Consider the following 22,537-nt stretch of genomic DNA (forward strand, 5'->3'; position numbering starts at 1 on the left):
CGCACAAAAGGCGCCACAGGCCCAAATCCTTGGAGTTTCATTTATGGCGTCTATAGAAGAGCGTTTGACAAAAATGTTTGCGCCGGCTGTGGATGCCCTTGGCTGTGAGCTTTGGGGCGTTGAATACTTGACCGGCGGCAAGCCTAAGGTGCTGCGGGTTTATATTGATAAAGCCGACGGCGTGCAGGTGGAAGACTGTGCAAAAGTGAGCCGTCAGCTGAGTAGTTTAATGGATGTGGAAGATCCGATTGCCGGCGAGTACACCTTGGAGGTGTCTTCTCCGGGTATGGATCGGCCGCTCTATACGCTGGAGCAATTTGCCGACTACAAGGGCCAGGTTGCTGCGGTGAAATTGCGTGTTCCGTTTGACGGGCGCCGCAAATTTAAAGGCATTTTGCAGGGCATCGAAGATCAGGATGTCGTGATACTGGTGGATAACGAAGAGTATCTGCTGCCCATTGAATCGATTGAAAAAGCGAACATAGTCCCCCAGTTCTAGTCGCAGTGCGGTTGGATACAGGAGTTAACGAGGCAAACTCATGAACAAAGAAATTTTGCTGGTCGCCGATGCCGTTTCCAATGAAAAAGGCGTTGATAAGGATGTGATCTTTGAGGCGATTGAAAGTGCGTTGGCTATGGCCACCAAAAAACGCTTTGACGAAGATTCAACGATCGAAGTAAACATCGACCGGATTACTGGCGACTATGAAACTTATCGCAGTTGGGAAGTGGTAGCAGATGATGTCTTGGCAGAATTGGGCACTCAATTAACCACCGAAGAGGCCGCTGAAGTCGATCCGGCTTTGCAGGTGGGCGACATTCACCGCGAAAAAATTGAAAACGTTGATTTTGGTCGTATCGCTGCGCAAACCGCCAAGCAAGTTATTGTGCAAAAAGTTCGCGAAGCCGAGCGCGCGCAAATGGTGGACGAGTACCGCGATCGCGTGGGTGAGCTGATTAACGGCACCGTAAAAAAAGTCACCCGCGACAGTATTATTGTGGATTTGGGCAACAATGCCGAAGCATTGTTGCCGCGCGACCAGTTAGTGGGCCGCGAGATTTTCCGCATGGGCGATCGAGTGCGTGCGTACTTGCAAGAGGTGCGTTCTGAAGCGCGCGGCCCGCAGCTGTTTTTAAGCCGCTCTTGCCCTGAAATGCTGATCGAGCTGTTTAAAATTGAGGTGCCGGAAATTGCGGAAGGCATTATCGAAATTAAAGGTGCGGCCCGCGACCCGGGTCTGCGCGCAAAAATCGCCGTGAACACTAACGACGGTCGCATCGATCCTGTGGGGGCTTGCGTTGGTATGCGCGGTTCGCGCGTACAAGCCGTGTCAAACGAGCTGGGCAATGAGCGTGTCGATATTGTTCTGTGGGATGACAATCCCGCGCAATTTGTAATTAACGCCATGTCGCCTGCAGAGATTGAGTCTATTGTTGTGGACGAAGATGCGGGCTCTATGGATTTGGCTGTGGGCGAAGAGAACCTCGCCATGGCTATTGGCCGCGGCGGACAAAACGTACGTCTCGCATGCGAGCTGACTCAGTGGGCTATCAATGTGATGAGCTCCGCTGAATGGGAAGAAAAGCAGGAAGCGGAAACGGGCGGCTATATCCAAGTGTTTATGAACGCGCTGGATGTCGATGAAGACGTTGCCCAGGTGTTGGTGGAAGAGGGCTTTACCAGCATCGAAGAAGTGGCATATGTGCCTCTGGATGAAATCGCCTCCATTGAAGGCTTTGACGAAGATGTCGCCGAAGAGCTGCGCGCCCGTGCGAAAGACGCGCTGTTGACTCAGGCCTTGGCCTCTGAAGAGCAGCTGGAAGGCGCGGCCCCGGCCGACGATTTGTTGAATATGGAAGGTATGGATAAAGAGCTGGCGGTAATTTTGGCCAGCCGAGGCATCGTGACCATGGAAGATTTGGCCGAGCAGGCAATTGATGAGTTGTTGGATATCGAAGGTGTCGATGAAGAGCGCGCCGCTGCCCTGATTATGAAAGCCCGCGAGCCCTGGTTTGCCTGATCACTGCCGCTGATAAGTGTTGCAGTAGGTTAAAGGCAAAATTCAAAACTGAGGAAATAGAATGGCAGAAGTAAAAGTAAGCGAACTCGCCAAATCAGTGGGTACCCCCGTTGAGCGGCTGCTTAAACAAATGCAGGAAGCCGGGCTGAAGCATACCGCTGAGGATGCGTTGGTCTCTGACGACGAGAAACAACAGTTGTTGGCTTATCTGAAAAGCAGCCACGGTGAGTCGGCATCGGACTCCGAGCCGCGCAAAATTACTCTGAAGCGCAAAACTACTACCACACTAAAAGCGGGCGGTCGTAAAACCGTGAATGTGGAAGTGCGGAAAAAGCGCACTTACGTGAAGCGCAAACCTCTTGATGAAGAAACGCCTGAGCCAGAAGAAACACAGCTGGCGGCCGAGGCTGTGCCAGAGCCGGAAGTGGCGGTAGGGCCCGTACCGGCGCCCGCGCCTGAACCGGCTCCGGAGCCCGAACCTGAACCTGAGCCCGAGGTTGTTGAGCCGGTTGCACAAGAGCCGGCCGAAGAGCCCGCGGCGCAAGAGCAGCCTCAGCCCGAGCCCGAAGTGGCCGCGCGCAAATCCTTTGTCGATGACATTGAAGAGAAGCGCCAAGCTGCGATGGAGCGCCGCAAGGCAGAAGAAGCTGCGCGCGACGCAGAGCTGAAAGCGTTGGAAGAAAAGAAAGCCGCGGACAAAGCTGCGGCCGAGAAAAAAGCTCAGGCGGCTGCGTCCAAGCCTGAGGCAGCAGATCCTGCTGCCGCGGCGCCCGGCCCGGCCAAACCTGATACCAAGCACGGTCGCAAGAAAGAGCGTCGCGAAGAGTTTGATGACGACGATGGTAGCCCGCGCGCCAAGCGTGCTGGCAAAGCGGGCAAAAAAGGTATGGGGCCGAAAAAATCATCTAAGGCCGATTTGTACGAGCTGGCTGAAGAAGAGGACGATTCAGCATTTATGCAGCGTCGTCGTGCCGGCCGCGCCGCGCACAAAGCGTCTAACAAGCACGGCTTCAAGAAGCCGACGCAGAAAATTGTGCGCGAAGTAGAGATTCCTGAAACCATTACCGTTTCAGACCTTGCCCAGCGCATGACCATTAAATCCGGTGAGTTGATCAAGCAATTGATGAAGCTGGGTGTTATGGCGAATATCAACCAGCCGTTGGATCAGGAAACTGCCCAGCTGGTGGTAGAGGAAATGGGCCACAACTTTAAGCTGGTGAGTGAAGACGATATCGAAACAGATCTGGAAGCCCAGGTAAAAGTGGACGGTGAAGAAAAGCCGCGCGCACCTGTGGTAACCGTTATGGGTCATGTCGACCATGGTAAAACCTCTTTGCTGGATTACATTCGTAAAGCCAAGGTAGCCGCTGGTGAAGCCGGTGGCATTACCCAACACATTGGTGCCTACCGAGTGAAAACCAGCCAGGGCGAAATTGCCTTCTTGGATACTCCCGGCCACGCCGCGTTTACCGCTATGCGTGCACGCGGTGCCCAGTGTACCGATGTGGTGATTCTGGTGGTGGCGGCGGATGACGGTGTGATGCCGCAAACCGAAGAGGCCATTAACCACGCCAAAGCCGCCGGTGTGCCGATTGTTGTCGCTATTAACAAGTGTGACAAAGAGGCCGCTGATCCGGATCGCGTTAAAAACGAGCTGGCAGCAAAAGAAGTGATTCCCGAAGACTGGGGCGGTGATACTCAGTTTATCGAAGTTTCGGCCCACACGGGTGACGGCATCGACGAGCTGTTGGAAGCTGTGTCATTGCAAGCCGAACTGCTTGAGCTTAAAGCGGTAGAAGATGCGCCAGCTCAGGGCGTGGTGGTTGAATCTCGCCTGGACAAGGGCCGCGGTGTAGTTGCTACCTTGCTGGTGCAGCAGGGTACCTTGAATCACGGCGACTTAGTGCTGGCCGGGCAAAGCTATGGGCGTGTGCGCGCCGCGATGAACGAGCTGGGCCAACAGGTGAAAACTGTGGGGCCTTCGTCTCCGGTAGAGATTTTGGGTCTGGATTCAGCCCCGAGCGCCGGTGATGAATTTGTGGTGCTGGATGACGAGCGCAAGGCGCGCGAAGTGGCCGAGTTCCGCGCTGAAAAAGAGCGTAAGGAACGCATGCAGCGTCAGCAGGCAGCCAAGCTGGAAAACATGTTTGCCGGTATGGACGGCGGCGAGAAGAAAGTGTTGTCGGTGGTGGTTAAGGCCGACGTACGCGGCTCGCTGGAAGCAATTCTCGCCTCCCTCGGGGACATTGGTAACGACGAAGTGGAAGTTCAGGTTGTTTCTTCCGGTGTGGGCGGAATTACCGACAATGACGTTAACCTGGCATTAACCGCTAACGCCATTGTGATCGGTTTTAACGTTCGTGCCCCGGGCAGCACTCGTCGCTTGGCGGAGCAAGAGAGCATCGAGATCCGTTACTACAGCATTATCTATCAGCTGTTGGACGATGTGAAAAGCGCTCTGTCCGGCATGCTTGACCCTGAGCGTGTGGAAGAGATTGTCGGTATCGCCGATGTGCGTGAAGTCTTCAGCTCGCCCAAGTTTGGTCAGGTGGCAGGTTGCATGGTTACCGAAGGTACTGTTTACCGCAACAAGCCCATCCGCGTGTTGCGCGATAACGTGGTTATCTTTGAAGGCGAGCTGGAGTCTCTGCGTCGCTTCAAAGACGATGTCAACGAAGTGCGCAACGGCATGGAGTGTGGTATCGGTGTGAAAAACTACGACGTTAAAGTCGGTGACCAGATCGAAGTCTTTGAAGTTAAGGAGGTGGCGCGCGAGCTGTAAGCCCGCAGCGTTTTCCTCGCCCCGCCTCCCTTCGGGGGAGTCGGGGCTTTGTTATTTTAGGCGGTTGCCCCGCCGGGATAAGTAGGTGACAAAATGCCCAGAGAATTTGCCCGCGCTGATCGGGTGGCCGATGCCATCCAACGCTATTTGGCGAATATGATTCAGCAGGAGATTCGCGACCCCCGGGTCGGTATGGTGAATATCAATAGTGTCACCGTTAGCCGGGACATGGCCTTCGCCAAGGTTTATATTACGGTGGTAGGCGGCGATGAAGACGAAGGTCGCACCAGCGCTGAAGTGCTTAACAAGGCCTCTGGTTTCTTGCGTTCACTATTAGCTAAAGAGCTGGATATGCGCACCGTGCCCAAGCTTAATTTCCACTACGACCACACCTCGGTGCGCGGCCAGGAGTTGTCGTCTCTGATCGATCGCGCCGTGGCGGCCGATAAGGCCAAGTCGAGCGACGAGGACGAATAATGGGGCGCAAGCGTAAAGGTCGCGCCATTGACGGTGTGCTGCTGTTGGATAAGCCACTGGGTATGAGCTCGAACCACGCCCTGCAGCGTGCCAAGCGTTTATTTTTTGCCGCTAAAGCCGGTCACACCGGCAGTCTCGATCCTCTGGCGACCGGGGTTTTACCCGTATGTTTTGGCGAGGCCACTAAATTCTCCCAGTTTTTGCTGGACGCCGACAAAACCTATGAAGCCACTTTTGTGCTGGGCGAGAAAACCTCTACCGGTGACGCTGAAGGGGAAGTGCTGGAAGACATTGATGCCTCCGAACTGAGCGAGGCCCAGGTCGCCAGCGCCATGACCAGATTTATGGGGGAAATCGACCAGGTGCCGCCTATGTATTCGGCGCTAAAGCAAAACGGCCAACCGCTCTATAAACTCGCCCGTCAGGGGATAGAGGTCGAGCGCGAGGCTCGTCAGGTTGAGATCCTGGAGTACAACCTATTGGCGTTTCGCCCAGGGCAGCGCGCCGAGCTGGATGTAGAGGTGCACTGTTCTAAAGGTACTTATATCCGCTCGTTGGCCGAAGACCTTGGCGAGGCGCTTGAGGTGGGCGGCCATGTCAGCGCTTTGCGCCGTACCTTTACCGGTGGTTTTGAGATTGAGCAGTGTATAACTCTGGATGAGCTCAGCGATGAACGCGGTGAGGGGCGGGCCGAAACCTTGGATCATCACTTGTTGCCGGTGGATACGCCGGTGGACCATCTGCCTAAAATCACACTTCCAGCGGATAGCGCCCACTATTTTCGCCTGGGTAATCCGGTTATGGACGCGCAGGTCTATCGCACGGGCGAAGAAGGTGATATGGTGCGTGTCTTTTGTGAAAGTGGCCAATTTTTAGGCGTTGCCACCCTCGACGAGGGCCGGGTGGCGCCCAAACGTCTGTTGGCGAGCGCCACATCCGAGACAAACTGAAGAATTTGCCGGCTACCGCTGGCAAACTGCCGGGCTAACCGGTGATACCTGGCCTGCCTGTAAATATGCACGGGTACGGCTGTAATCAATGCATATTATTAGAGGAAATTGACATGGCACTGAGTGCACAAGAAAAAGCTGAAATCGTAAAAGAGTATCAACAAGGTGAAGGTGATACCGGTTCTGCAGAAGTTCAGGTTGCGCTGTTGACCCACAACATCAACAAGCTGCAAAACCACTTCTCTGGCCACAAGCAAGATCACCATTCACGTCGCGGCCTGATCCGCATGGTAAACCAGCGTCGCAAGCTGCTGGATTACCTGAAAGGTAAAGATACCAGCCGTTACGCCGCTCTGATTCAAAAACTGGGTCTGCGTCGTTAATTGCAAAGTGCCCGCATTTGCGGGCACTTTTTTGTTGGATATCGGTATTTAGCTGAAAGAAGCTTGCGTATAAAGAAACGCATTATTGGTAAGTAAAGGATAGAAGAGTGAATCCGATTATTAAGAAATTTCAGTATGGTGATCAAACCGTAACCCTGGAAACTGGCCGCATTGCTCGCCAGGCCACAGGTGCGGTGATGGTGACCATGGGCGAGACCTCGGTACTGTGTACCGTAGTGGGCGCCAAAGAGGCCAAACCAGACCAAGCGTTTTTCCCGCTGTCTGTTCACTATCAAGAAAAGGCCTACGCCGCCGGTAAAATCCCCGGTGGTTTCTTCAAGCGTGAAGGTCGTCCGTCCGAGAAAGAAACCTTAACCTCACGCCTGATCGACCGTCCTATTCGTCCGCTGTTTCCCAACGGCTTTATGAACGAAGTGCAGGTTGTTTGTACGGTTATGTCTACCTGCAAGGCAAACGATCCAGATATCGCCGCCATGATTGGTACCTCAGCGGCATTGGCCGTTTCTGGTATTCCCTTCAGCGGCCCTATAGGTGCGGCGCGCGTGGGTTACACCACAGAGGGTGGCTACCTGCTGAATCCGAGTTATGAGGCGCTGCAGACCTCTGAGCTGGACATGGTAGTGGCTGGCACCTCGGATGCGGTTCTGATGGTTGAGTCAGAAGCCAATGAGCTGCCCGAAGACATCATGCTGGGTGCGGTGCTCTACGCTCACCAAGAGATGCAAGCCGTGGTGCAGGCCTGCGCCGAACTGGCACGCGATGCTGGTAAGCCCAAGTGGGATTGGCAGCCTGAGCCGGAAAACACCACCTTGCTGGATGCGGTTAAGCACGGCTTTTCCGAGTCTATTGGTGTTGCCTACCGCATTACCGATAAAGCCAAGCGCTATGATCGTCTCTCCGAGCTGCGCAGCCAAGCGGTTGCCGAGCTGGTAAAAGAAGGCGGAGATGTCAGCGAAGAAGACGTTAAAAAAGTTTTCGGCAAGGTAGAGAAATCTATCGTGCGTTCGCGCATTGTTGATGGTGAGCCACGCATTGATGGCCGCGACCAAAAAACCGTTCGCGCTATTGATGTAGAAGTGGGTGTGCTGAACAAGGCCCACGGCTCTGCGCTGTTTACCCGTGGTGAAACTCAGGCGTTGGTTGTTGCCACTTTGGGCAACGCCCGCGATGCGCAAATCATCGACGCCCTGGAAGGCGAGCGCAAAGATCCTTTCATGCTGCACTACAACTTCCCTCCTTACTCGGTAGGTGAGTGTGGTCGCATGGGCGCTACTGGTCGTCGTGAAATCGGCCACGGTCGCTTGGCCCGTCGTGGTATTGCCGCGGTGTTGCCAGATCAAGAATCCTTCCCTTACACCATGCGTGTGGTGAGCGAAATTACCGAATCTAACGGTTCCAGCTCTATGGCCTCTGTATGTGGCTCATCGCTGGCATTGATGGACGCCGGTGTACCGCTGAAAGCCCCCGTAGCCGGCATCGCCATGGGCTTGGTAAAAGAAGAAGACAAGTTCGCGGTTCTGACCGATATTTTGGGCGACGAAGATCACCTGGGCGACATGGACTTTAAAGTGGCCGGTACGTCTTCGGGTATCACTGCCTTGCAGATGGATATCAAAATTGAGGGCATTACCGAGCAGATCATGGAAATCGCTCTCGAGCAGGCGCTGCAAGCGCGTTTGCACATTCTGGGCGAGATGAACAAAGTGATCGCTGAGTCGCGTGAAAATGTAAGCGACAACGCGCCACGCTTTGAAACCATGAAGGTTCATCCAGACAAAATTCGCGACATCATTGGTAAAGGCGGTGCGACTATCCGTTCTATTACCGAAGAGACTGGCGCGTCTGTTGATATCGATGACGATGGCACGGTTAAAGTCTACGCTGACGATAACAGCGCGCTGCAAGCGGCCGTTGATCGTATTCTGGGTATTACCGCTGAAGCTGAAATTGGCGAAATTTACGAAGGTACCGTGGTTCGCATTGTGGACTTTGGTGCGTTTGTGAACTTCCTGCCCGGCAAAGATGGTCTGGTACATATTTCACAGATCGCTGAGGAGCGCGTTAACAGTGTTAGCGATTACCTCAAAGAAGGTGAAGTGGTTAAGGTTAAGTGCCTGGACGTAGACCAGCGCGGCCGTATCAAGCTGTCTATCAAAGAAGCCAAAGCGGAAGAAGCGGGTAACGCTGAAGCCGCTCCTGCAGAAGCGCCTGCAGCTGCAGAAGAGACTAGTGAAAAAGAGTAAGTTTCTTTTTCGCTAGAAGATAAAAAAACCGCGCTTAAAGCGCGGTTTTTTTATGTCTGTTAAAACTGCTGCAGCAGTCTTGTGAATCTGCTGTCAGTACAAGCTACCAGCGTAAAAACGGGTTTAACAAGCGATAAAATCGCCCTACAAAATAGATGGGGGCATCCAGAACCGTCAGGCAAATGCAGTCCTCGTTTTGCAGAGCCGTTGGCGTGTGACGGTGGCTCGGGTCGCGGCTGATAAAATCACCCTCGTGGTAAACGCCCAGCTCATCGGAAAACCCGCCCTGTAAAATTACAGTAAACTCTTGGCCCTTATGAGAATGCTGCGGCACACGGGCGCCGGCGCGAATTTTTTGCAGCGCAATGCGAAACCCCTGCACCTGCAGTTTATCGGTCAAATCATACTCGGCAATATCCCGGGTTTGTTTACGCCAAGTGATTCGATCCAGCGGCTGAGGCAGCAGCGCTGCCAGCGGATTTTCGTAGCGGCTGTGAATCTCGGGTTCGGGCTTAACGGGTTCGTCATCCATTGCCTGCATAAAATCGTCAAAGCCCTGAACCTCTAATTCGCGAGGCTCGCTGAGGGTGAGCAGCTCCCCGCCCAGGTTGTTAAACTGCTTAACCTGATTGCGGCAATGAGTGCACATAAACAGATGCACAGACACAGCGAGTGCCTGTGGCATGGCCAGCGTCCCAGCGGAATAATCCATGAGGGTGATCTCATCTGGGTGATAACCGCTCATAAGTCTTTTGCCTCTAACATCACGCGAAGTTTTTGCATGGACAAGCGCAACCTTCCCTTTAACGTCCCAAGGGGAATGTCCAGCTCGGCCGCCACCTCCTGATGGGTTTTGCCTTCGTAATATACCTTGCGCACAGCGATCATCTGGTCTTCGGGCAGCTCGCCGATGGAAGCCTGTAGATGCCGGTGTGCAGATAGCTCTTGAATTGAGCTGATGGTGTTATCCTCGGTGGGAATCTGCCACAGCTCTTCGGTTTCAACTTTAATTTCCGCCTTCATACGTCCATTGCGGCGCAGTAGATCAATTCTCTGATTGCGCGCAATGGTAAAAATCCATGTTGATACAGACGCTAGGGAGTCAGCATACTTGTCCGCGCTGCGCCACACGCTTGTCATAACTTCCTGCACCAATTCGTCGGCCTGCTGGCTTACGCCCTGATTGATGGCATAGGCTTTTATGCGCGGCGCAAAATATTCATAAATTTCGCGAAAGGCCAGTCTGTCTTTGTCGCGCGCAACGCGATGGAGTAAATCTATCCACTTTTGCGCACGCGGATCTTTCTGTCCGCCGGGGGCAGTCATAGTTCTGACCTTTGAAGGTGTGGCTTCTTGGCTGGCCATTGGCTGCGAGATCCTCAACTGGTTATTTCAGACAAAGATACGCGCCTTCAAGCCGTTTGGATCATCAGCATACCACGCTCATACTCAGCTATACATTGATGAATCTGGCGACAGCCGCGCATGGGTTCAAAGAAGGGCTTTTCGCGGTATACGGGAGGCTCGGTAAGTAAGATCAATTTTATCAATTTTTAGAAGCTAAAAAATCGAATAATCCCCTCAACGTTGATCCTTCAATCGATGCTTCGCGTAACCGGCTAGGCGTAACAACAACTCACTCATGTGCAGGAGATGCAAAATGAAACAGCTAACAGTGAAGTGCTTGGCTGCAGTTGCCCTGGTCGCCGGGCTAGCCGGATGCGGAAGCGACGACGATAACGACAACCCACTACCGCCCGAGCCAGAAGTGAACACCATTGTCGATGTCGCAGTCGACAATGGTAATTTTACGACTCTGGTTACGGCGCTGGAGGCCACAGGCCTCGATGAAACGCTCGATGATGAAGACGGTACCTTTACCGTGTTCGCCCCCACCGACGATGCCTTTGCGCTATTGGGCGAAGAAACCATCAACGGCTTGCTCGCTGACACGGATACTCTGTCGGATATTCTGCTTTATCACGTGGTTGTCGATGCCGAAATCGACGCCTCGGCTGCGGTAGCCAGCGCTGGTTCTACCGTTGAAATGGCGAATGGGAAGAGCGTTGGCCTTTCGCTGGAAGGTGAATCCTTGATGGTGAACCTTGCCTTGGTAACGACCACGGATATCGAAGCGGACAACGGCGTTATTCACGTTATTGATGCGGTGCTAATGCCACCGGCGGATCGCGGTGAGCCGACCATGAATATTGTGGAAACGGCGGTTGAGGCCGGCAGTTTCACCACCTTGGTTGCCGCTTTGCAGGCCGCGGGCTTGGATACGGTCTTGGCCGATGAAAGCCAAACGTACACGGTATTTGCGCCGACCGACGACGCTTTTGCAATGGTAGGTGAAGAAAATATCAACGCTCTATTAAACGATGCGCAAGCACTGGAAGCTGTGCTGCTGCAACATGTGGTAAGTGGTGCGGAGCTGTCTTCTATTGATGCTTACGCGGCCAACGGAACACAAGTGGGAACGGCAAGCGGTGCCAATGTTCTGGTTGATATTGTCGATCGCATGTTAACCGTTGGCGGTGCAAAAGTTGTGACGTCTGACATCTACACCACTAATGGTGTTATACACGTGATCGACACCGTCATTGTGGGGGATATAGAGCTGCCCGCGCCGCCACAATCGATTGTTGACGTAGCGATGGAAGCTGGCAGTTTTTCAACCTTGATTGCGGCGTTACAGGCAACGGGTTTGGACACCACCTTGGCGGATTTGGATGGCGAATTTACCGTATTTGCGCCTACCGATGACGCGTTTGCCGCACTTGGGCAGGACACCATCGATGGTCTGCTGGCAGACACGGATACCTTGACCGACATATTGCTGTATCACGTAATCGTGGACGGCGAAGTGTTGGCCGATGCCGCCATTAGCGTCGCTAACTCCGATATGCCAAAAATCGAAATGGGCAACGGTGATATGGCGGCGCTGTCACTGTCCGGTGATAGCTTATACGTGAATACATCGATGGTTGCTCAGCCTAACGTGATGGCGGATAACGGCGTTATTCATGCCATTGATCAGGTGATGATGCCACCCGCTGAAATGGGTATGCCGATGGATAACATCGTCGAAACCGCAGTGAATGCCGGTAACTTCACAACACTGGTAACGGCGTTGCAAGCGGCTGGGCTGGATGCGACTTTGGCGGACGAGAATGAAACCTTCACAGTGTTTGCACCCACTGACGCTGCGTTTGAAAAAATCGACAGCGCTACCCTGGATGCGCTGCTGATGGATACGCCCGCGCTGACTCAAGTGTTGTTGCAGCATGTCATTCAAGATATGGCAGTAGACTCTGTTACCGCTTTCACTTTGAACGGCACCAGCGTAAACACCGCTGCCGACGAAGACGTAACCATTGAAATCGTTGACGGCATGCTACAAGTGCAAGGCTCGAACGTTATCATGTATGACATCTACACCAGTAATGGCGTGATTCATGTTATTGATACGGTGATTACCGAAAGTTTGTAAGCAGTGCAGCCGCCCCTGGTCTAATGCCTGGGGCGGCTTTGTAATTCACGAACCCCTCTCGTCTTTAGAAGCTCCATAGCTAAAATCCCCTCCAGTGTACACCCCTAATGTTAGGGGTAGGTTTAAATTGTGTGAAAAATTACTATAGCGATTAGGGGCGCTGTTTTGCATATTGCAGCGGGTGTCGGGTCGTTACAGCAGAAAAACAGATAAGGTGGCATCAGTGAAGACAATTAATGGATTGTTTGGTGTTATAGCCGTTACGTTAGTAACCGGTTGTGGGGGAAGCTCTGAGGGGGGTGACAGCTCAAATTCGAGCAGTGTGTCGAATTCTCAGGTTGCAAGCTCTGAGTCATCAGTGAGCTCGGAGGCTTCATCCGACTCATCCGAGATTATAAGTAGCTCTTCAATTTCAAGTGTTAGTTCCAGTGTAAACTCTTCTAGTTCAGTTGTCTCAAGTGCCGAGTCTTCGCTTAGCTCAATATCAAGCAGTGAGCAATCATCCAGTTCTATTGCATCCAGTGTTGATCTTTCATCGAGCTCGGTGGGTTCATCCTCACTAAGTTCGGTGAGTTCGTCTTCGTCAAGCTCTGAGGAATCATCCTCATCAAGTTCAGTGAGCTCGTCTTCATCAAGCTCTGAGGAATCATCTTCATCAAGTTCGGTGGCTTCATCTTCTTCATCAAGCTCCGTTACCTCCTCTTCCAGTTCCTCTCAGGCTGCGCTTATAGGATCGTTTAGTGGTTTGCCTATCTCGGGCCTAAGTTATAAAACAGATGCCCGTGAAGGAGTTACCTCGGAAACCGGCGATTTTGAATATGATTTTCCGTATGATCTTGTTACTTTCACCTTGGGTGATATAGAGCTTCCAGCTATAAACGCGGAGCCAGTTTTATCGCCTCTTTCTTTTACCGGTGAAATTATTTATTCGTCAGAGATTGGTGCTAGGGGCTTTAATGTCTACTGGTTGCTCTTAAGTCTGGATGACGACTCCGACTGGAGCAATGGCATTCAGATTCCTGAACAAGTTAGTGAGCTTGCTGGCCCCATTGATTTTAATCTTTATCCGCAAGACTTTGCCAAAAGCAGCGGCGTGATCAATGCCTTGGCAAACTCTGGGAAAAGCGAAGGAGCGTTAGAGTTGTCAGACCGTCTTGAGGCGGGGGCTGAGTACCTAAAAGCAATCGCTGAAGTTGAGAGGTCGGAGCCTGGATTTGCGTCTCTTAAAGCTGTAGAGACAATGGTTTATTTTACCGGTGCGCCAGTTGAAACTGTAGAAACAGAGGCCCTACTTATTCCTATTTGGAGTGATTGTGCAATCGTTCACCAAAGTGGAATGATGGTTTTTGAAAGCTGTAGCGATTATCAAATCGGCTATGATGAGCTACTAGTTGGGACCAAAACTCAGAACACATTGCATGGTATGGCCAAGCTAAGCCACATTTTTGCAGAAGGGGCGAGTGAGCCTTATGGTTTCTGGTCTAGTATTTTCAGTTATTCTGACAGTGTAGCGCCAAGTGGTGCGCCAGTTGTTACTGGTAATTTTGAGTTGCCAGGGAAAGAGCTGGTTGCAGATTTAACGGGTAGCACACAAGATAGACTGACAGAAAATGTCGTGGTCAAGCTTACAATCAACTCAGATGGAACCTGTCTATTTAAACTGTTTGAAGATGATTTTGTTTCCTGCGAAGTGACAGGTGATCGTATTGAGGGCCTAGGAGAAGCTGCTGGAAAGCTTAAAGGCGCCATTTCGGATTCTGCCATTGTGGTAACTTGGCTAAGTTTGGATGATGAGTTGGTTTACGGTTACGGGTTTGCCGAAAGGTAGCACTGTTACATCTGGCAGCGCTCGATAGGAGAGCGCTGCCAGATGCTAGATGGGTTTCTGTGGGAGTAAGCTTAACCTTTCTCCAGTTAACTTTTCTTATAAGAAAGTGGTTAAAACTGATATCATTGAGGCTGATTCAGGTGAGCGTTCAGGTGGTAATTTTTTTCGGTGTAGGTCACAGGGCCAGAGCCCAAAGGTAGCCACTTTTTTTACGTAATTGATACATTCATGGCTGAAATTTTTGAATTTTATCGGCTAATCTCAAAGCATGGACGGCGATTAGGTCGCCTCTGATTCTGCCGCAGCGGGAACGCTAGCCAGAAGGTTTATCAGCTGCATTTGGTTTGCGACCCCTGTTTTCGCAAAAATCGTTCGTAGCTGTTCACGCACAGTATAGACTGACTTGTGTTCTTCCCTTGCAATATCTTTGGCTGATTTAAGCTTGGAAAAATAATGGCACACCTTGGCTTCGGCGTCTGTCAGAGAGAACATGGATTTTAGGGCTTGCTCTGATAAGTGGCCTATCAACTCTGGCGCCAGGATGTATACCATGGCACCACGAAAAGTGGTATTGCCCGCCTCTCCCTCAATAATTGAATCAACACCTATAAATGCCTTGGTGCTTCCTGTTTCTGTATGGATGGGAACCAGGTTGGTGCTGTAGGTTAAATCAATATTTTTAGTGCTTGAAACGGATTGGGTAATAGCTAGCTGTAACGAGCGATTAAAGTTCTTGTTTTCCAGCTTTAAGTGAGTTCCCTGTGAGAGGGTTAGACTAGCTTGCGACTCAATAAAGCCCTGCATTAGGTTATTTTGTGCGAGTAATTCTCCAAACTCGTTTAATACCGCTACCGGAACTCGCATTTTATTAAGCGCAGCACGTATGTATACCTGTCCCTCTTTGGCCTTTGATAAGTTAAGCCGTAACCTCATCGCGTGCTCAATGTACGGTGACAGAGCACAGAATCGCTCTATTTCGAGCTCTTGATACTCTCCTTGAGCTTTAGACCGGTTGTGAACAATTACACAGTTATTCTGGTTGTCGCGAAAAATAGTGCCGCCAGCCACATAATGTATATTGTTTCTATGGGCCCATATGTACGCTTTTGCTTTTTCCACTTCTTCTCGATTGGGCATCAAATTACTAGCAATCCAGCTGTGAGGCTCACTGTTTAAGATTGCGATATGAGCTAAATCGTGCTGAAAGTACTCTTCCATGTAAGCTTTGAGTTCAATCGCTGACGGCTGAACACCCGCGCACTCCTGGAATACGGGTGACATTTGCTCGGGGTTGGCTATGTATAAATGCACGCTGTGAAGATTAAAATGTGAACAAAAGGCGTCAAGGAATATTTTCCAGCCGGATTCAGAGCTGTTCGCCTGCATTAACAGGCCGACGAGAAAAACATCTTGAGACGAAACTGCAGGAAGGAAGCCTTCTGTACTGCTGGATGAAGAACTAAGCATTGTTTTTTCTTAATAAACCAGACATCAGGGGCCACGTAGGTCGAATAACTAAACCCCTAAAGTTAGGGGTTTAGTTATTATTGTTAACTGGGTCACGGAGTCAAGAAGAAACTCGCCAGCCAGTAATACCTATTTTGCATAGGTATCAGCCCAAATGCAGAGGTTTATTATTAGTGTGGCACTCATGGACTATGTCTAATCAGAAATTACGACCAGTGATTGTCCGGGTTTTACCGCTCCTCCCGTGCTTTTTAGCACTTGCTTAACCGTGCCCGAAACCGGGGCGGGAATATTAATTTCCATTTTCATGGATTCGAGAATCAGCAGAGTTTGACCCGCCTCTACGGTATCTCCCTCTTCCACCAGTACTTGCCATACGCTTCCAGAAACAGAGCTGTCTACGAGGGTGTCGCCGTCTGCCAAGTCCAGTTCGCTTTCGGTTTCGTTTTGTTCAATGGGGGTAAAGTTAAACTGGCCATCGGCGTGCCAGCGCGCAAGCTCCTCATCAAAAGCATTCTGTCGATGAGTCTGAAACGATTGGATGTCTGAGTCATGATCGGCAATAAACTGCTCGTAGTCCGCTAAGCTAAATTCAGAGGTTTCGATCTTAATCGGATACTGACCACGGGGAAAATCCCGTCGCGTCTGTTTAAGCTCATCGCTGCTGACCTCATAAAAACGTATTTGGTCAAAAAAGCGCAGCAGCCAGCGTTGGTCGAACTCCGGTGTCTTACGGTAGCGGTTCCACATTTGAATGGTACGCCCCACAAACTGATAACCACCGGGGCCTTCCATACCGTAAACGCACATATAGGCACCGCCAATCCCCACCGAGTTTTCCGCTGTCCAGGTGCGCGCTGGGTTGTATTTGGTGGTGACCAGACGATGGCGGGGGTCCATGGGGGTCGCAACCGGTGCGCCCAGATATACATCGCCCAAGCCCATCACAAGGTACGAGGCATCGAAGACAATGTCTTTGACTTGGTCAATACTGTCCAATCCGTTAATACGGCGAATAAACTCCAGGTTAGACGGGCACCAGGGGGCGCCGGGGCGCACGCTCTGTTCGTACTTGGCGATGGCCTCGCGGCAGGCTTCGTCATCCCACGACAGTGGTAGGTGGACAATTCGCGAGGGCACGCTTAGCTCTGCAATTTGTGTGGCGAGATACTTTTCGCCTTTTTGCAGGTGGGCGATTAGCTCATCCAAAGAAACTTGTTGGCTATCGTAGTGAATTTGCAGCGAACGAATACCGGGGGTCAGCTCGCGCATACCCGGTACCGGATTTTGCTCCAGCCACTGCATTAAGGCGTGGGCGCGAAAGCGTAATTTAATATCCAGCTGCAGTGGGCCATATTCCACCAGCAAAAAGTGATCGCCAGCGACGCGATAGTTAACCTCTTCGCCGACTTCGTTTGCGGGCAGGTTAGCAACTACGGGAGAGGGTAAAACATCCAGCGGGATGGGGGCGGCTTTCTCGCTCGCCGCTGTCAGTGTGTTAATAGAGTGTTGTTGCGCTTGCTCTAGGGCGACTGCAGTATCTACCGATACCGGGACAAAGCGAATCTTATCCCCGGCGCGCACCTGGCCGAGCTTCCATAAATCAGCGGTAATCACCGTGGCGGGGCAAACAAAGCCGCCCAGCGATGGGCCATCCGGTCCTAGAATAACCGGCATGTCGCCGGTAAAATCCACAGTGCCAAAGGCGTAGGCGTTGTCGTGAATATTGGAGGGATGCATGCCCGCTTCGCCCCCTGTGGTGCGGGCCCATTCAGGTTTGGGGCCGTTTAGTCGTACCCCGGTGCGGCTGGAGTTGTAATGCACTTCCCAGTCGGTATTAAAAAAGGTATTGATATCGCTGTCGGTAAAAAAGTCCGGCGCGCCGTGGGGGCCGTAAACGACGCGTAGCTCCCACTGATTATCAATGCCCGGTTTCAATCTGGGCGGCACTTGTGTCTGTTTTACGGGGGACGTTTTTTGGCAGTGCAGCACGTCGCCCGCTAGCAGGGCGCGACCATTGTGGCCGCCAAACTGGCCCAGGGTAAAGGTAGAGCGTGATCCTAAATAGCTGGGGCACTGAATGCCCCCGGCAACTGCGAGGTAGGCGCGGGCACCCTGTTCGCTGACCCGACCCAGGGTTAAGGTTTGCCCGGCTTTAACCGCAAAGACCTCCCAGCTGGCAACCGGCTCACCGTCTAGTTTGGCATCAATAGCGGCGCCGGTGAGGGCGCACTGGGTATCAAAGCCAAATTGCAGACTGGGACCGGCAACGGTAATTTCCAGCGCGGCCGCTTCGGCGTCGTTGCCCAACAGCTGATTGGCCAGACGGAAGGAGTAATTATCAAAAGGCCCAGAGGGAGGCACACCGATGTGCCAGTAACCGCTGCGGCCGGGAAAGTCCTGAATCGTGGTTTGCGTGCCGCCGGATAAGACATCAATGCGCGCCTCGGCAAAGCCGCGCTCGTTAAGGTAACGAGTGGTAATTTCACCGTCGATAAAAACCGGCTCGTCCAAAAGCTCGGTGACATACGCTTTATTGGTTTCAATACCGTACAGCTTAGAACTTTTTAATGTGGTTTTTAACAGCTCAATGGCTGCCGCACGGTTTTTACTTTTGGTAATCACCTTGGCCAGCATAGGATCAAAATAGGGTGATACTTCCAATCCGGATTCAATCCAGTGGTCGATACGAACGACTTTGTCGTCGCTGCGCTCGTTAATCGGAAAGCTGACTTCGCTTAATAGACCGGCGCTGGGCTGGAAGTTTTTTGCCGGGTCTTCGGCGTAAACACGAACTTGAATGGCGTGGCCAGTGGGCGTTAATTGGGCAAACTCCTGTTCAATATCCAGAGCCTCTTCGGCGGCCAGGCGAATCATCCAGGCGACTAGATCAAGCCCCCAAACTTCCTCGGTAACTCCGTGTTCAACTTGTAGGCGAGTGTTGACCTCAAGAAAGTAAAACTTTTCATCTTTGGCGTCGTAAATATATTCCACGGTGCCCGCACCGCGATAGTTAACGGCAGCCAAAAGTCGCGCCGCCGTTTCGTGCATGGCCTGGCGCAGTGGCTCGGGCAAGTTGGGGGCTGGGCATTCCTCAATTACTTTTTGGTTGCGTCTTTGGCTTGAGCAATCGCGCTCGCCAATGGCCACGGCTTTGCCTTTTCCGTCACCAAATACTTGTACTTCAATATGGCGGGCCTGGCCGATAAACTTTTCCAGAAACACTCTGTCGTCGGAAAAGTTGTTGGCACCTAATTTACGTACCGAATCAAAACTGTCTTTTAAGTCCTGTTCGTTTTCGCACAGCTTCATGCCAATACCGCCGCCGCCCGCGCTGCTTTTTAGCATGATGGGGTAGCCAATCTCGGAGGCGGCGTTCAGGGCCTCCTCCAGAGTGTCGAGCAAGTCGGTGCCCGGCACCAAAGGCACGGCATTTTCTTCGGCAACCTCTCGCGCCGTATGTTTTAAGCCGAACACATTCATTTGCTCGGGAGTGGGGCCGATAAAGGCGATGCCGGCTTGTTCGCAGCGCTCGACAAAGGTTGGGTTTTCACTTAGAAAACCGTAACCCGGGTGAATGGCCTGGGCTCCGGTTTGTTGTGCAATACGCAGAATTTTTGTCTGGTCCAGATAGGTATCGGAAGCGGAGCCTTCGCCTAAGCTATAGGCTTCGTCCGCCTGGCGTACATGCAAGCTGGCGGCATCGGCTTCAGCGTAAATGGCAACAGATTGAATACCCATCTGCCGCAGTGTGCGAATAATGCGGGCGGCGATAGCGCCCCGGTTGGCAATTAACACTTTGCTAAACATAACTGTCTCCGCGGGTCGTCCCGGCCAGGCCTTCTTGTGTCAGAGGTCGTCCTCTGCGGCGTTAGGTTTTAGTGAGATCGATGAGTTAATCCCAGATAATCATTTCTACAGGGGTAGGGTTATAGCCGTTGCACGGGTTATTCAGCTGCGGGCAGTTCGACATCAGCACCAGCACATCCATGAGTGCTTTCATCTCTACGTATTTCCCCGCACCTGATATGCCGTCCGCAAAGGTCAGGCCGCCCTCACTGGTTACCGGTACGTTCATAAAGAAATTAATGTTGTGGGTAATGTCGCGCTTGGTGACCCCGAACTCTGGGTGCTCGGCAACGGCCAGCATCCAACTGTCGCGACAGGCGTGCATGCAGCGCTTTTCCAGGTCGTAACGCACGGTGTTGCTCTCGGTGGCACAGGCGCCCCCCAAGGTATCGTGACGGCCACAGGTATCGGCAGTAATTTCCAGCATCGGGTTGTTTAGGTTGGTGCGCAGTACGCTGCCCGCGGTCAAGTACACATTGCCCTGTTCGCGAATGGTGTCGGTAGCGCTGTAACGCTCGGAAACGTCGGCGGCATTAAAAAATAAAGTATCTGCCGCCTGATTACCTTCTAAATCGAGAATGCGTAACGTCTGGCCTTTTTTTAGTGGCGCAAAGTAGTAATCGCCCGCGCCGATAATGTGGCGTTCAACGGCGTTTTCCGGTAAGAGTTGGCTTTCTAAAATCGTCATATCTGCCTCGTTATACTCCAATGTGGTAGAGCGCGTTATTGGCAAAGCCCCGGGCGTTTTCCGGGCGCGAATTCAGGCACAGGTCGTCCTCTTGAATCGGTGCGGCTTCGCCAAGATCGATGCGGATATCGCCGCGGGGGTATTCTGCACTGGCCTCCAGTGGGTGAGGGCAGGTGTGCAGCACCACTAACGTATCCATTTCAAAACGAAGCTCGACACTGGCACTGGCTTGGTTGGCACTGGTATCCAGGGCCATTGCGCCGTTGTCATTGGTGGCGACCTTGCTAAACCAATTGATATTGGCCGCGGTGTCGGCACGGCCTAAGCCATATTTGGCAAGCTCTACCAAAAACGCATCAAAACCGTTTTGCAGCCAATTATTGCTCTGGGTTTGGTAGTCGCGCTGGCCCCACTTTTTTTCCACCATCGTCTTATGGCTGGTGCCGCTAACGGTGTCGTGCCAGCCGAAGGTGTCTTGGGTAATCGAGGCGAAAATGCGCCCCATGTCCGAGTACAGGCAGTGCCCGGCCGTGAGTTTAAATGTGTGTTGACACTTTAATGTGTCGGGGGCGTTGTAGCGCTCCAGTAGGTTGCGCGGGTTGTAAAATAACATCCCCACATTACCCGCACCGCTTAGGTCAGTAAGCTTCATGGCGCTGCCGCGACGGGCCTCAAAAGACCAGTGACTGGCGCCGGGGATGGTGGTGGTGTAATCAATGCTTTTCACGCTGATTCTCCGGTCGTCTGTGTGCTATTGGGTGTATTCAATTGCTGTTGCATTTGCTCAAGGGTGTCGCTGGGCATTTCGCCGACCGGTAAGTCGTAGGTAATTTGCGCACCCCAGGCGCCAGGGGCTTGAGGGTCGTGACGCACCTTGTCAAACACCCACAAGCGCGTGCCCAGGTAAAAGCCCTCAGATAAATCGTGGGTGACCATAAAAACGGTGAGCTTATGTTCGCGCCACAATTCCAGAATAAGCTTGTGCATATCGGCGCGGATGCCCGGGTCAAGGGCCCCAAAAGGCTCGTCCAACAGCAGTACTTTAGGTTTGCGAATTAATGCCTGGGCGATAGCCAAGCGCTGGCGCATACCGCCGGATAATTCATGGGGAAACTTGTTTGCCGCGGGGGTGAGCCCTACTTTTTCCAGCAGTGCCTCAGCTTCCTCTTTGACGGCTTTTTTACGACCTCCCCACAGTTTTCCCAGTAGTGGCGAACGTTCGAATTCGCGCGCAATCATCACGTTTTGCAGCACGCTCAAGTGCGGGAACACCGAGTACTGTTGAAAGACAATTCCGCGGCTCTGATCGGGTTCATCCGGAATGGCCTGGCCGTCGATTAACAGTTGGCCTCGGGTGGGTGACTCCATCCCCAGTAGCATTTTTAAAAAAGTACTTTTGCCGCAGCCCGAGGTGCCGACCAAGGTGACAAACTCGCCATCGTTAACGGTTTTGTTGATATCCTCCAGGACGACGTTATCGCCGTATTCTTTCCAAAGGTTTTTAATGTCAATCATGCCTTACCTCCTTGGTGGTGCCAGGGGAAAGCGAGCTGGCTGGTTTTGGCCAGTAGCCAGTCAATAATAAAAGCCAGCAGGGTAATCCAGGCGACATAGGGAAGAATGACATCCATCGAAAGGTAGCGCCGTACCAAAAAGATTCGATACCCCAAGCCATCTGTTGAGGCGATCCCCTCGGCGGCAATCAAAAACAGCCAGCCAGCCCCCAGCGAGAGCCGCACGGCGTTAATAAGACGAGGCATCAGCTGCGGAATGAGTACTCGCCAGACGATATGCCAGGTGCTGGCTCCCAAGGTTTGCGCCTTGATTAATTGCTCGCGGGGAATTTCCAGTGTGCAGCGCTGAATATCCCGGGCGATAAACGGCGCGACGCCAAAAATAATTAGAGCCACCTTGGAAAGCTCTCCCAGACCAAACACGATAAACAGAATAGGCAAAAGCGCCATGGGAGGTATCAGAGAGATAACGGTGATTAACGGCGCCAGCGGAGCGTAAGCCGTAGGTAGCGCCCCGGTGAGCAGGCCCAAGCTAAAGCCGATGAGCGCGGCAATGCCAATGCCCAACCCTAAACGGGTAAGGCTGGACGTGGTGTCTTGCCAGAACAGGTATTCGCCGGTGCGTTTGCTGGGCTCGAAGGCCAGCCGCGAAATAGCATCGCCCATTTGGCCGAAGCTCGGCAACAGCTTGTCGTTGGGGTTAGCTTCCAGCCGCGCGTCTGAGGCGATCACATAGATCAAAATAATCAGGGCAAATGGCAGCAGCCCCATTAACAGTCTGGCGGGTTTGGAAGGGGTTAGGTTGACCAGTCGTTTCATAT

17 protein-coding genes are annotated in these 22,537 nt (G+C 52.5%); 9 read left to right on the forward strand and 8 right to left on the reverse strand.

Features of this window, described 5'->3' with window-relative positions; all coding sequences use genetic code 11:
- Nucleotides 1-43: 43 nt before the first annotated feature.
- From rimP to pnp, 7 genes are all read left to right on the forward strand, one after another.
- The gene (rimP, locus tag NHM04_RS12925) at nt 44-499 is read left to right on the forward strand and encodes a ribosome maturation factor RimP (protein WP_254264200.1); all 456 of its coding nucleotides are present in this window, start codon (nt 44-46) and stop codon (nt 497-499) included.
- Nucleotides 500-539: 40 nt separating this feature from the next.
- Nucleotides 540-2,021 (forward strand): transcription termination factor NusA, encoded by a 1,482-nt coding sequence (gene nusA, locus NHM04_RS12930; protein ID WP_254264201.1) that lies wholly within the window; start codon nt 540-542, stop codon nt 2,019-2,021.
- A 61-nt stretch (nt 2,022-2,082) separates the two neighbouring features.
- Nucleotides 2,083-4,803 carry a translation initiation factor IF-2 gene (gene infB / locus NHM04_RS12935; protein ID WP_254264202.1) on the forward strand — a complete coding sequence of 907 codons (2,721 nt, stop codon included), beginning with the start codon at nt 2,083-2,085 and terminating at the stop codon, nt 4,801-4,803.
- A gap of 93 nt (nt 4,804-4,896) precedes the next feature.
- The gene (gene rbfA / locus NHM04_RS12940; protein ID WP_254264203.1) at nt 4,897-5,280 is read left to right on the forward strand and encodes a 30S ribosome-binding factor RbfA; all 384 of its coding nucleotides are present in this window, start codon (nt 4,897-4,899) and stop codon (nt 5,278-5,280) included.
- On the forward strand, nt 5,280-6,230 hold the full coding sequence (truB, locus tag NHM04_RS12945; RefSeq protein ID WP_254264204.1) for a tRNA pseudouridine(55) synthase TruB: 951 nt from the start codon (nt 5,280-5,282) through the stop codon (nt 6,228-6,230). Before rbfA ends, truB begins: the two co-directional genes overlap by 1 nt.
- Nucleotides 6,231-6,343: 113 nt before the next feature.
- Complete coding sequence (gene rpsO, locus NHM04_RS12950; protein ID WP_254264205.1) at nt 6,344-6,613, forward strand: 30S ribosomal protein S15; 270 nt, start codon at nt 6,344-6,346, stop codon at nt 6,611-6,613.
- A gap of 107 nt (nt 6,614-6,720) precedes the next feature.
- Nucleotides 6,721-8,877 (forward strand): polyribonucleotide nucleotidyltransferase, encoded by a 2,157-nt coding sequence (gene pnp, locus NHM04_RS12955; protein ID WP_254264206.1) that lies wholly within the window; start codon nt 6,721-6,723, stop codon nt 8,875-8,877.
- 103 nt (nt 8,878-8,980) lie between these two features.
- Here pnp and NHM04_RS12960 read toward each other — a convergent pair whose 3' ends face one another.
- Both NHM04_RS12960 and NHM04_RS12965 read right to left on the reverse strand, forming a co-directional pair.
- Nucleotides 8,981-9,622 (reverse strand): ChrR family anti-sigma-E factor, encoded by a 642-nt coding sequence (locus NHM04_RS12960; RefSeq protein WP_254264207.1) that lies wholly within the window; start codon nt 9,620-9,622, stop codon nt 8,981-8,983.
- A complete protein-coding gene (locus NHM04_RS12965) occupies nt 9,619-10,203 on the reverse strand; it encodes a sigma-70 family RNA polymerase sigma factor (RefSeq protein WP_254264208.1) in 585 nt (194 codons plus the stop codon). The genes NHM04_RS12960 and NHM04_RS12965 overlap by 4 nt, the downstream gene beginning before the upstream one ends.
- A gap of 334 nt (nt 10,204-10,537) precedes the next feature.
- Here NHM04_RS12965 and NHM04_RS12970 point away from each other — a divergent pair, with 334 nt between their 5' ends.
- A complete protein-coding gene (locus tag NHM04_RS12970; protein ID WP_254264209.1) occupies nt 10,538-12,370 on the forward strand; it encodes a fasciclin domain-containing protein in 1,833 nt (610 codons plus the stop codon).
- Nucleotides 12,371-12,986: 616 nt separating this feature from the next.
- Nucleotides 12,987-14,198 (forward strand): hypothetical protein, encoded by a 1,212-nt coding sequence (locus tag NHM04_RS12975; RefSeq protein WP_254264210.1) that lies wholly within the window; start codon nt 12,987-12,989, stop codon nt 14,196-14,198.
- Between the two features lie 279 nt (nt 14,199-14,477).
- Here the strand turns inward: NHM04_RS12975 and NHM04_RS12980 are convergent, their stop codons facing one another.
- From NHM04_RS12980 to NHM04_RS13005, 6 genes are all read right to left on the reverse strand, one after another.
- Nucleotides 14,478-15,665, reverse strand: a complete 1,188-nt coding sequence (locus tag NHM04_RS12980; RefSeq protein WP_254264211.1) for a helix-turn-helix transcriptional regulator — start codon at nt 15,663-15,665, stop codon at nt 14,478-14,480.
- A gap of 195 nt (nt 15,666-15,860) precedes the next feature.
- On the reverse strand, nt 15,861-19,475 hold the full coding sequence (gene uca, locus NHM04_RS12985; protein ID WP_254264212.1) for an urea carboxylase: 3,615 nt from the start codon (nt 19,473-19,475) through the stop codon (nt 15,861-15,863).
- An 85-nt stretch (nt 19,476-19,560) separates the two neighbouring features.
- Nucleotides 19,561-20,202, reverse strand: coding sequence for an urea amidolyase associated protein UAAP2 (locus tag NHM04_RS12990; protein ID WP_254264213.1), 642 nt, complete (start codon nt 20,200-20,202; stop codon nt 19,561-19,563).
- Nucleotides 20,203-20,212: 10 nt separating this feature from the next.
- Entirely contained in the window at nt 20,213-20,929 is a 717-nt protein-coding gene (locus tag NHM04_RS12995; protein WP_254264214.1) for an urea amidolyase associated protein UAAP1, read from the reverse strand.
- A complete protein-coding gene (locus NHM04_RS13000; RefSeq protein WP_254264215.1) occupies nt 20,926-21,717 on the reverse strand; it encodes an ABC transporter ATP-binding protein in 792 nt (263 codons plus the stop codon). The genes NHM04_RS12995 and NHM04_RS13000 overlap by 4 nt, the downstream gene beginning before the upstream one ends.
- On the reverse strand, nt 21,714-22,535 hold the full coding sequence (locus NHM04_RS13005) for an ABC transporter permease (RefSeq protein WP_254264216.1): 822 nt from the start codon (nt 22,533-22,535) through the stop codon (nt 21,714-21,716). The genes NHM04_RS13000 and NHM04_RS13005 overlap by 4 nt, the downstream gene beginning before the upstream one ends.
- Between the last annotated feature and the right edge of the window lie 2 nt (nt 22,536-22,537).

The organism is Gilvimarinus sp. DA14, assembly GCF_024204685.1.
Taxonomy (GTDB): Bacteria; Pseudomonadota; Gammaproteobacteria; order Pseudomonadales; family Cellvibrionaceae; genus Gilvimarinus.